Annotated in this window: 13 protein-coding genes, 1 tRNA gene and 1 pseudogene; 7 read left to right on the top strand and 8 right to left on the bottom strand. The window is 61.3% G+C overall.

Annotation, left to right across the window (positions count from 1 at the left end):
• On the bottom strand, nucleotides 1–809 hold an 809-nt coding region (locus AC2FND_RS18710; protein ID WP_496771255.1), incomplete at its 3' end, for a UDP-N-acetylglucosamine 1-carboxyvinyltransferase.
• Between the two features lie 6 nt (nucleotides 810–815).
• Nucleotides 816–971, bottom strand: a complete 156-nt coding sequence (locus tag AC2FND_RS18705; protein ID WP_209505784.1) for a hypothetical protein — start codon at nucleotides 969–971, stop codon at nucleotides 816–818.
• Nucleotides 972–1,054: 83 nt separating this feature from the next.
• Here AC2FND_RS18705 and AC2FND_RS18700 point away from each other — a divergent pair.
• A tRNA-Thr gene (locus tag AC2FND_RS18700) sits at nucleotides 1,055–1,129 on the top strand.
• Between the two features lie 273 nt (nucleotides 1,130–1,402).
• On the opposite strand, the gene AC2FND_RS18695 is transcribed toward AC2FND_RS18700, so the two are convergent.
• Nucleotides 1,403–1,666, bottom strand: a complete 264-nt coding sequence (locus tag AC2FND_RS18695) for a DUF2312 domain-containing protein (protein ID WP_209505782.1) — start codon at nucleotides 1,664–1,666, stop codon at nucleotides 1,403–1,405.
• Between the two features lie 17 nt (nucleotides 1,667–1,683).
• Here AC2FND_RS18695 and AC2FND_RS18690 point away from each other — a divergent pair, with 17 nt between their 5' ends.
• Together AC2FND_RS18690 and AC2FND_RS18685 are read left to right on the top strand one after the other, a co-directional pair.
• Nucleotides 1,684–1,920, top strand: coding sequence for a hypothetical protein (locus AC2FND_RS18690; protein WP_209505780.1), 237 nt, complete (start codon nucleotides 1,684–1,686; stop codon nucleotides 1,918–1,920).
• Nucleotides 1,913–2,131 (top strand): hypothetical protein, encoded by a 219-nt coding sequence (locus AC2FND_RS18685; protein ID WP_209505778.1) that lies wholly within the window; start codon nucleotides 1,913–1,915, stop codon nucleotides 2,129–2,131. The genes AC2FND_RS18690 and AC2FND_RS18685 overlap by 8 nt, the downstream gene beginning before the upstream one ends.
• A 9-nt stretch (nucleotides 2,132–2,140) precedes the next feature.
• On the opposite strand, the gene AC2FND_RS18680 is transcribed toward AC2FND_RS18685, so the two are convergent.
• On the bottom strand, nucleotides 2,141–2,356 hold the full coding sequence (locus AC2FND_RS18680; protein ID WP_209505776.1) for a hypothetical protein: 216 nt from the start codon (nucleotides 2,354–2,356) through the stop codon (nucleotides 2,141–2,143).
• A 244-nt stretch (nucleotides 2,357–2,600) separates the two neighbouring features.
• Here AC2FND_RS18680 and AC2FND_RS18675 point away from each other — a divergent pair, with 244 nt between their 5' ends.
• The 4 genes from AC2FND_RS18675 to AC2FND_RS18660 are packed head-to-tail and all read left to right on the top strand — an operon-like array spanning nucleotide 2,601 to nucleotide 4,802.
• Nucleotides 2,601–3,464: an MBL fold metallo-hydrolase gene (locus AC2FND_RS18675; protein ID WP_209505774.1), complete on the top strand. Its 864-nt coding sequence runs from the start codon at nucleotides 2,601–2,603 to the stop codon at nucleotides 3,462–3,464.
• A gap of 34 nt (nucleotides 3,465–3,498) precedes the next feature.
• A complete protein-coding gene (locus tag AC2FND_RS18670; protein WP_267366620.1) occupies nucleotides 3,499–3,927 on the top strand; it encodes a YeeE/YedE family protein in 429 nt (142 codons plus the stop codon).
• Nucleotides 3,927–4,361, top strand: coding sequence for a DUF6691 family protein (locus AC2FND_RS18665; protein ID WP_209505770.1), 435 nt, complete (start codon nucleotides 3,927–3,929; stop codon nucleotides 4,359–4,361). The genes AC2FND_RS18670 and AC2FND_RS18665 overlap by 1 nt, the downstream gene beginning before the upstream one ends.
• Before the next feature lie 9 nt (nucleotides 4,362–4,370).
• The gene (locus AC2FND_RS18660; protein ID WP_496771254.1) at nucleotides 4,371–4,802 is read left to right on the top strand and encodes a protein tyrosine phosphatase family protein; all 432 of its coding nucleotides are present in this window, start codon (nucleotides 4,371–4,373) and stop codon (nucleotides 4,800–4,802) included.
• Between the two features lie 12 nt (nucleotides 4,803–4,814).
• Here AC2FND_RS18660 and AC2FND_RS18655 read toward each other — a convergent pair whose 3' ends face one another.
• The 4 genes and pseudogenes from AC2FND_RS18655 to AC2FND_RS18640 all read right to left on the bottom strand — a co-directional run.
• Entirely contained in the window at nucleotides 4,815–5,903 is a 1,089-nt protein-coding gene (locus AC2FND_RS18655) for a FliM/FliN family flagellar motor C-terminal domain-containing protein (RefSeq protein WP_496771253.1), read from the bottom strand.
• 78 nt (nucleotides 5,904–5,981) lie between these two features.
• Nucleotides 5,982–8,660: an ATP-binding protein gene (locus AC2FND_RS18650; RefSeq protein WP_496771252.1), complete on the bottom strand. Its 2,679-nt coding sequence runs from the start codon at nucleotides 8,658–8,660 to the stop codon at nucleotides 5,982–5,984.
• Nucleotides 8,660–8,968 (bottom strand): hypothetical protein, encoded by a 309-nt coding sequence (locus tag AC2FND_RS18645; RefSeq protein ID WP_480495074.1) that lies wholly within the window; start codon nucleotides 8,966–8,968, stop codon nucleotides 8,660–8,662. The genes AC2FND_RS18650 and AC2FND_RS18645 overlap by 1 nt, the downstream gene beginning before the upstream one ends.
• A pseudogene (locus AC2FND_RS18640) lies at nucleotides 8,965–9,036 on the bottom strand (two-component system response regulator); the annotation flags it as partial. The gene AC2FND_RS18645 and the pseudogene AC2FND_RS18640, both read right to left, overlap by 4 nt.

Below are 9,036 nucleotides of genomic sequence, written 5' to 3'. Positions count from 1 at the left end.
TCCAGTTTGGCCGCAAAGGATTCGACCAGTGACATGCGACCGCCCAGCAGTTCGACCTCGCCCCCACAAATCGCCGGGGCCAGCATATAGGTGCCCAACTCGATCCGGTCGGTGACAACCTGATGTGTGGCCCCGTGCAGCCGGTCGACGCCCTGAATTTCGATGGTCGGGGTACCTTCGCCGGAAATCTGGGCACCCATCTTGCGCAGGCATTCAACCAGATCGACGATCTCGGGCTCGCGCGCGGCGTTCTTGAGCACCGTGGTGCCCTTGGCCAGCGTGGCGGCCATGACGATATTTTCGGTGGCCCCGACCGAGGCAAAGCGCATCTGATGCACGGCCCCTTTCAGACCACCCGGAGCTTTGGCGTGCAGATAGCCGTCCTTCAGCTCTATCTCGGCGCCCAGTGCTTCGAGCCCTTCGACATGCAGGTCCATCGGACGGGCGCCGATCGCACAACCGCCCGGCAGTGACACGACCGCCTGCCCGAACCGCGCCAGCAAGGGGCCGAGCACAAGGTTCGAGGCGCGCATCTTGCGCACGATGTCATAATCGGCGGTCTGGCTGGTCAGGCTGTGGCTGGACATTGCAATCACCTGACCGTCTTGCAGCGACGACACCTCGGCCCCCAGCGATTGCAGCAGCGCGGTCATGGTCTTGATGTCGCTCAGCCGCGGCGCATTGGTCAGCGTCAGCGGTTCTTCGCTTAACAATGTTGCGGGCATCAGCGTCAGGCACGCATTCTTGGCCCCCGCAATCGGTATCTGACCGTTCAGCGGGCCGTTGCCCGTTACCAGAATCGAATCCATCTGCTCTTATCCCTCGTCCTTGTCAGGCTTGTCCCCTGCTGCCGCACGCGCCTTGGCCTGCGCCTTGCGACGCGCCATGTTGGCCTTGAGCGCCGCCTTCAGCCGCGCCTCGCGCGCATCGCCGGGTTTACCTTGTTTTTTGGGTGAATTTTTATCCGTCATGATCTTTCTCTACAGGAGGCGAAAAAAACCGTCCAGACACCCTTGCGCCGCGTTTCGTTTGAGTCTAATCACCCGCCCACAGCGCTGCTGTAGCTCAGAGGTAGAGCACTCCCTTGGTAAGGGAGAGGTCGAGAGTTCAATTCTCTCCAGCAGCACCATCCTTCATATTCCTGCGAAATCGCGCGCTTTTATCCGGAAGGGTTTGGGTGTTCCGGCGTCTTTGGCCATTGGCGTGTCTGAGACTTTAGTAGTGCGCGTTTGGTTTATGGGCGGTTCGATACAGCCCGGAGGCGTCAAGCGCTGTGCGTGGTCGTACCACGCGCTTGGCAAGGGGGACCCGCTGCGCGCGCCCGTTGCATCCCTTGGGCCAGCGGCTCTTTCAGGGCATTGAACCCATTCCAGAGCCATAGATCGTTTCATGGCGGTCGGGCTTAGGTCATGCCCAGCGCTTCTTTGTACATTTCGATGACGGCCTCTTGCTCGGCGATGTCATCCTTGTCCCTTTTTCTGAGCGAGATGATGCTGCGCAGGGCCTTTACGTCATAGCCGCGCGACTTGCTTTCGGCGTAGACCTCTTTGATCTGGTCGGCGATGTCTTTCTTTTCCATCTCAAGGCGCTCGATACGTTCCACAAACTGGCGCAGCTCGCCCGCGGTGACCTTGTAATTTGCTTCTGCTTCTTCAGACATGCTCATCTTTTTTGTTCCCGGTTATGGACCTGCAACCAGAAGAGGTCAGCCTGCGGCTGGCGGTGAACGGCGGTGGCCCGATCAACGGGAGCACCTTCCTGACACGCCTGCCCCAGAGGCTGAAACCCTGGTGTGGAATGCCGGATACAGTGCTGCCGCCCGGGTCGCAAGCACCCAATGGGCTGGCGCACTTGTATGACCCCAACCGATCCGTTAAGCGCGTGATCAGGTCACGAGGATATGCGGGGAACCATGTTTGAATTCATCACCTGGGGCGGTGCGGCCCTGTCTGTGGCCGGGCTTGCCGGTCTGGTCTGGTGCATTCTTCGCGTGATGCGGGCGCGCAAGGCCGGTCTGTCGGATGACGAGCTGCGCGCGGTGGTTCAGGGCGTCCTGCCCTGGAACCTGGCCTCGCTGTTTCTGTCGGTGCTTGGATTGATGCTGGTCATCCTCGGAATATCCCTTGGATGACCATCCGGTTCACACCGGCAAGTTATCAAACTGCGCTTCAATCGCATCTTCGCACAAGGCCGCATCCAGACGACGCAGGCGCGATGGCACCTCCATCCCCTGCTGCCGCATCCGGTCAACAATTTTACTTACACTCGGCTGAAGCGCCAAACGCGTTTCCAGACCCGCGTTCACAAGCTTACGTTCAAGCTGCTCGGCTTCGGAATAAAGACCAGTCGGTGTCATAACCATCCTCCCAAGTGGCGCCAGTATCCCCAATATACGTAACGGGATTACGACCCGCAGATAATATCGTAGCCTTGTGCGGGAAATTGCCTGCCATGGTCGAAGTTTCGGCAATCTGACGCGGATAGGTTAAAGATTAAGCCAGAATTACAGCGGTTGCTTTGACCGGCATCAAATTCAGGTTCGATATTGCATCACATTCCAATTCACATATATGATATGCGAGACCGAAACGGAGAAGATCATGACACCGAAAGTGAAAGCGTTTTTTGACGAGCAGACCTTTACGGTTTCCTACGTGGTTCATGAACCTCAGGGACGGGCCTGTGCCATCATCGACAGCGTACTGGATTTCGACCATGCCTCGGGGCGGACGTCGACAACCTCGGCGGACAAGATCATCGATTTTGTGCGCGCGCAGGACCTTAAGGTCGAGTGGATTCTGGAAAGCCATGTCCATGCCGACCACCTGTCGGCGGCCCCCTATCTGCAACAGGAGCTGGGCGGCAAGATCGGGATTGGCGACCAGATCGTTACCGTGCAGGACACGTTTGGCAAGGTTTTCAACGAAGGAACCGAGTTTCAGCGCGATGGCAGCCAGTTTGACGCTCTGTTCAAGGAAGGCGACAGCTTTCACATCGGCCAGATGCGGGGCGACGTGCTGCACACCCCCGGCCATACACCGGCCTGCATGACCTACGTGATTGGCGATGCCGCATTTGTGGGTGACACGCTGTTCATGCCCGATTTTGGTACCGCACGTTGTGATTTCCCCGGAGGATCGTCGGCCACGCTGTTCCAGTCGATCCAGAAGATACTGTCGCTGCCGGACAATACCCGCATCTATGTCGGGCATGATTACAAGGCTCCGGGCCGCGACGAATACGCGTGGGAAACGACGGTGGGTGAGCAGAAGGCGCTGAACGTCCATATCGGACAGGGGCGCAGCATCGAAGACTTCGTGGAAATGCGCGACGCGCGGGACGCCACGCTGGCCATGCCGCGGCTGATCCTGCCGTCTTTGCAGGTTAACATGCGGGCCGGTCAGATGCCCCCGGCGGATGAACAGGGCGATGTTTTCCTGAAACTGCCGGTCAACAAGCTGTGACGCGGGCACAACAAATCACAAAGGGAAATCCCACATGAATATAGAGTGGATCTGGGGACTGTGCGGCGGTCTGGTGATCGGTCTGGCCGGGGCGGTTTACCTGCTGGGCAATGGCCGGATCATGGGCGCAAGCGGCATTCTGGGCGGCCTTGTCGATGGCAGCGCCAAGGGGAGCATGGCCGAAAAGCTAGCCTTTATTGCGGGGCTTGTCGGAATGCCCCTTCTTCTGCGCCCATTGATTCTGCCCGAGGCTCAGACGCATCTTACCAGCAATCTGGGTGTTGTCATTCTGGCCGGGCTGCTGGTCGGTATCGGTACACGGATCGCCAATGGCTGCACCTCGGGGCACGGGGTGTGTGGGATCTCTCGGTTCTCGCTGCGCGGCATCGTGGCCACCGTTTTCTATATCCTTGCCGGGGGCGTCACCCTTGTGCTGCTGCGTCATGTGTTGGGAGTGATCTGATGCGTCTTATCATTGCGTTGATTGCCGGATCACTGTTCGGCGCCGGGTTGCTGATTTCGGGCATGACAGACACCACAAAAGTTCAGGGCTGGCTGGATGTGTTTGGCAACTGGGACCCGACGCTGGCCTTTGTGATGGGCGGTGCCATTCTGCCGATGCTTGTGGCATGGCGGATGACAACAGGTCGCCAGAACGCCCTGACCGGCGGAGCCTTCCCCCCCCCTGCCAAGCCCGAGGTTGATCGCAGGCTGATCGTGGGTTCGGTTCTGTTCGGGATGGGCTGGGGATTGGCCGGACTGTGCCCCGGACCGGCGATGGCCTCGCTGAGCTATGGCGGGCTGGGCGGGCTGGTCTTTCTGGTTGCAATGGCGGCCGGGATGTTCGTGGCACCACCGCTGGGCGCGCAACTGGACAGGGCGGCAAACGCGGCCTAAGGAATTGGCATGGAGATTCGTCAGATTACCCCCCGCTATGCTGTCTCGCCGCAGATCACGGTCGAGGATGTTCCGGCCATTGCCGAGGCTGGCTTTGCCAAGGTGATCTGCAACCGGCCCAATGCCGAAGTTCCCCCGGCCATGCAATCCGACGCGATCGGCGAAGCGGTGCGGGCTGCCGGTATGGAATACGAGGTGCTGGAGTTGACCCATCAGACGATGACGCCTGAGAACGTGAAGCGGCAGCGCGACATGGCGGAAAACGGCAGTGGCCCTGTTCTGGCCTATTGCGCCTCGGGCACGCGGTGTTCGGTGGTTTGGGCGCTGGGCCAGTGCGACCACATGAGCACGGACGACATCCTGAGTGCGACCGGCAAAGCCGGGTATCAGCTGGACAATCTGCGCCCCATGCTGGACCAGATCCGCAGCACTGGCGGCTAAGTGCCCCTCAACCTAGCTGGTGGACTCCGGGGGTGCCAACCCCGCCAGCTGCGTGATTTCAGCGACCATCCGTTCGGAATCGTTCACGATCAGATCGCTATCTGTCAGATCTGACACCCCGGCCGGGACGGTCTGAGCGTGCGCATCATGCACAGCTGGTTCGACCGGATGATCCTGCGGTGGTGTTCCACTTTTGCTGGCGATGAAATCCTGCGCGTCAGCGCCGGTCAGGGCCGGCAATGCAGCGGTTTCATTCAGCCGCACGGCCCGCAGGCCACCGCATTGCCCAAGGCGACCGATACCGGCGCGTGTCCGGTCAATCGTCAGAACCTCGGTCCGGTCCAGACGGGCCCCGCGCAACGGCAGAATGTCCCCGATCCGCAGTCCGGACAGGTCGGACAGCGGCAACGACATGCGGCACAGCGCGGCGGTCAGTTCCGCCCGCATTACGCCCGAACACTGATCCATGCGCAGATCAGCCTTGTCCCCGTTATCTTCTGCTTCATCCGAGGCGGCGGGATGTTCAGGCAGAAACACAGATATGCGGCCCTGCTGCTCTCCGTTCGCCAGATCTACGGTCAGTTCGAAAATGCGGTACGCCTCTTCCGTCATCGCCAGTGACAGGGTGCGCAAATCCTTGGCGCGCGAGGTAAATTCCAGCCCTGCAAGGCAAATCTGATCGCTTGAGGCGTCGAACAAAGCGGCGGAACCGGTCAACGCGGCTTCGATCAAGGGGGCCACGATGGCGGCGTCAGTATCAGTAAACATGCGTGCGCCGGGATCACCGGACAGGACCTGACCAATGGTCTGGGCCTGAACAATGGCCGAGACCGCATTCGGGTTGAGACAGGTCGCGGCGCGGCCTTCGGGGCCGTCAAACACCAGCAGCAGCCAATCCTGCCCCGCGGCGTCCCCCGGCACCTCTTGCGACTGATTGGATTGCTTTGCCCCGATAATTGCCAGAGGTAGGTTCAGCCGGTCGCCCGCCGCCCTTGCGAACCCAAGGCGCAGCGCCCGCAGAACCGAGCGCGGGCGATCCCCCAGATCCTTTTGCCCAACGGACAGTTTGCGCGCCAACGCGGCATTGACATCTTGTGACATGACGCCCGATCACCAATTGTTCCAGAACCTGGCAACCGGTTTACACCCTCGGGCGTTACCAAGTTCTTTATGGCCGCTTCACTGCGCCGCCTGCTGGTAGGCCTGTGGCAGGCTGATCCGGAAGGCCGCACCGCCCTGCCCCGGCAGATAGGTGATCTCACCCCCCAGCCGCTGCATGATTTCGCGGCAGATGGCCAGACCAAGCCCCGCTCCGCCAGCCTTGTCGCCGCCCACGCGGGCAAATTTCTCAAACACCATCGAACGCGCGCCCGGTGGGATGCCGCAGCCATTGTCGATGAAGTCGACGATGACCCGCCCGCCAACATCATGGGCAGAAATGACCAGCACCGGATCGTCCGCGTCGCAGTATTTCTGCGCGTTCGAGATCAGGTTGATGAACACCTGCCCCAACCGATCCAGATCCGTATGCAGAAAGATGCGCTCGGCCGTGCGGGTCCGGCGGACGGTGATCTTTCGGTCCGCCCCGGCCAGAGCGCTGGGCACGGCGCGGTCCAGAACCGAGCGCAGGCTGTCATCGCTGAGATTGAGGCTGACCTGCCCGTTTTCAAGCACGCTCAGATCCAGCAGATCATCGAGCAGCCGGGTTAGGCGCAGGGCTTCGTCATGAATGATCGCGGCATAGCGGGTCTGCTCCTGGCGGCTGAGGCCATCGGTGTCGCGCATGATTTCCGAAAACGCCCGGATCGAGGTCATCGGCGTGCGCAATTCATGACTGACCTGACTCAGGAAGCTGTCCTTCTGTTCGGAAATCTGGGTGAGCTTGGCGTTGGCTTCGCGCAGCTGGCGTGCGGTTCGGCTGAGTTCGGAGGACTTTTCCTCGAGCTGGCCGGAATATTCCAGCAGTTGCGCGGATTCGTCTGCCACGGCCAGCAGATCCTCGACTGAGACCGACGATCCGCCCACGATCTGGCCGATCATCGCGTGGGCCATGGCCGCACCGACCGAGCCGCTGAGCTCGCGTTCCAGACGGTTGAGAAATCCCGGCGTCGGTTCCGGCAGGTGCGAACGGCCACCCTGTTTTTGCGCCTCGGCCTGAAAGAACTCCTGCGTGGGGCCGGTGCCCAGAATGCGCTGCGTCATGATCATCAGGTCTTCGCTTTGCGCCACCGACCCGGACCACCCGCGCGGCGCGACCGAGTGATCAAAGACGTTGACGAACTGTGCCCCCTGCAACCGTTCCAAGGGGCTGGGAAAGCTGAGCAGGGACGCGACGCAGAAGGCAAGCGTGTTCAGGGACAAAGACCACATCACCGTATGCACCATCGGATCGATCCCCTCGATCCCGAAGAGGGCATGAGGGCGCAGCCAGCCGAGGCCGAACAAGCCGTTTTGCAGCACGGATTCGGGCATCCACGCGCCGCCCATCCCCGGCAGCAGCAGTGTGTAAATCCACAGCACAAAGCCAACGGTCAGCCCGACCAGCGCCCCGGTCCGGGTCGCCCTGCGCCAGAACAGCCCCCCAACCAGCGCCGGCAGAATCTGCGAGATACCGGCAAAGGCGATCAACCCGATCGAGGCCAGCGCCGCGCCACCCCCGGACAGCCGGTAGTAGAAAAAGCCCAGCGCGATGATGGCGGCAATGGAAACTCGGCGTGCCATCAGGACAATGTTGCGCACATCGCCCGACACCGAGCCGGTGCCTTCCTGCGTGTTCAGCCAGATGGGCATGACCACATGGTTTGACACCATCGTCGACAGGGCCATCGCACTGACGATGACCATCGAGGTTGCCGAGGAAAACCCACCGATGAAAGACAGCATTGCCAGCCAGTCATTGCCCTGAGACAGCGGCACGGTCAGCACGAACAGGTCGGGGTTGGCGCCCTGGGGCAGCAGGTCGAGACCGACCACGGCGATGGGCACGACAAACAGGCTCATGAACAGCAGGTAGAGCGGGAAGGCCCAGGCAGCGGTTCTGAGATGGCCCTCGTCATCGTTTTCCACCACCATCACCTGAAACATCCGGGGCAGGCAGATAAAGGCGGCGGCGGACAGAAAGATGAACGTCGTCCAGCGCCCGGCATCGACGTTCCACTGGCCGATTTCCGAGGCGTCGATCCGGTCCATCATCGGGCCAATTCCACCCGCGATCCCCCATACCACGAAAACGCCCACGGCGATCAGAGCAAACAGTTTGACAACGGCCTCGACCGCGATGGCCGTGACCACGCCATGGTGACGTTCGTTCACGTCCAGATTGCGGGTGCCGAACAGGATGGCAAACACGGCCAGTCCAGCCGCGACCCAGAACACGCTGGACCCTTCGCGATAGAGGCCTGACGGGTCAGCCTCGGCAAAGATCGAGAATGACAGGGTAATCGATTGCAGTTGCAGCGCGATATAGGGCGTGCCGCCGAGCACCGCCAGAATGGTCACGCAGACCGCCAGCGTATTCGACTTGCCATACCGGGACGACAGCAGGTCGGCGATCGAGGTGACCCGCTGGCTGCGCCCGACGCGCACCAGCTTGCGCAGCCCCCACCACCAGCCGACCATCACCAGCGTCGGACCGAGGTAGATGGTGACAAATTCCAGCCCCGACCGCGCGGCGTTGCCCACCGCGCCATAAAATGTCCAGGCGGTGCAATAGATCGACAGGGACAGCGTGTAAATCACGGGTGAACGCAACCATTTGCCGCGCCCGGCCGCAGCCATGCGATCCGCGGCGAAGGCCACTGCGAACAGGAACACGACATAGGCAAGGCAAACCAGAATCAGAACGTTTATGGTGGCCATCACTCAGCGCCCGTGTCCGATCCCTCGCGCGCGGCCATGCGGCGGGCGGCCAGCCCAAAGACAAACCCGGCCAGGATCAGCGCGCCCCAGCAGAGGAATATGTAATACATCGCCGAGGACAAGGGCACCGCCGCATCCCCGCCGGACGGGTCCGGCCACAGCAACGGAAGGGCCAGCAGCGCCGCACCCAGAAAGGGCAAAATCCGGGCGGCATCCGTCAGCCTGTGACGACGATAGCTTTGTCGTTCCAGAAAAAGCGAGGGGCGTGCGCCCGGTGGTTTGGTCTTGTTGCCCTCGCCGGACATCATAAGCGCGTCGCCTGCGCGTGAAGGTCACGCACGGCTGTCAGAACTTCGGCATTGGAAAACGGTTTGGT

This window comes from Ruegeria sp. BHSB056 (assembly GCF_059613305.1).
The sequence above is the reverse complement of the archived record's forward strand: the minus strand, read 5'-3'. Positions and strand labels throughout refer to the sequence as shown.

What these genes read in the sequence shown, in the direction of transcription:
- AC2FND_RS18650 (WP_496771252.1), bottom strand. Translation starts at nt 8,660, where the DNA reads ATGGCCACCATAAACGTTCTGATTCTGGTTTGCCTTGCCTATGTCGTG.
- AC2FND_RS18665 (WP_209505770.1), top strand. Translation starts at nt 3,927, where the DNA reads ATGCGTCTTATCATTGCGTTGATTGCCGGATCACTGTTCGGCGCCGGG.
- AC2FND_RS18685 (WP_209505778.1), top strand. Translation starts at nt 1,913, where the DNA reads ATGTTTGAATTCATCACCTGGGGCGGTGCGGCCCTGTCTGTGGCCGGG.
- AC2FND_RS18645 (WP_480495074.1), bottom strand. Translation starts at nt 8,968, where the DNA reads ATGATGTCCGGCGAGGGCAACAAGACCAAACCACCGGGCGCACGCCCC.
- AC2FND_RS18675 (WP_209505774.1), top strand. Translation starts at nt 2,601, where the DNA reads ATGACACCGAAAGTGAAAGCGTTTTTTGACGAGCAGACCTTTACGGTT.
- AC2FND_RS18695 (WP_209505782.1), bottom strand. Translation starts at nt 1,666, where the DNA reads ATGAGCATGTCTGAAGAAGCAGAAGCAAATTACAAGGTCACCGCGGGC.
- AC2FND_RS18655 (WP_496771253.1), bottom strand. Translation starts at nt 5,903, where the DNA reads ATGTCACAAGATGTCAATGCCGCGTTGGCGCGCAAACTGTCCGTTGGG.
- AC2FND_RS18670 (WP_267366620.1), top strand. Translation starts at nt 3,499, where the DNA reads ATGAATATAGAGTGGATCTGGGGACTGTGCGGCGGTCTGGTGATCGGT.
- AC2FND_RS18660 (WP_496771254.1), top strand. Translation starts at nt 4,371, where the DNA reads ATGGAGATTCGTCAGATTACCCCCCGCTATGCTGTCTCGCCGCAGATC.
- AC2FND_RS18690 (WP_209505780.1), top strand. Translation starts at nt 1,684, where the DNA reads ATGGACCTGCAACCAGAAGAGGTCAGCCTGCGGCTGGCGGTGAACGGC.
- AC2FND_RS18705 (WP_209505784.1), bottom strand. Translation starts at nt 971, where the DNA reads ATGACGGATAAAAATTCACCCAAAAAACAAGGTAAACCCGGCGATGCG.
- AC2FND_RS18680 (WP_209505776.1), bottom strand. Translation starts at nt 2,356, where the DNA reads ATGACACCGACTGGTCTTTATTCCGAAGCCGAGCAGCTTGAACGTAAG.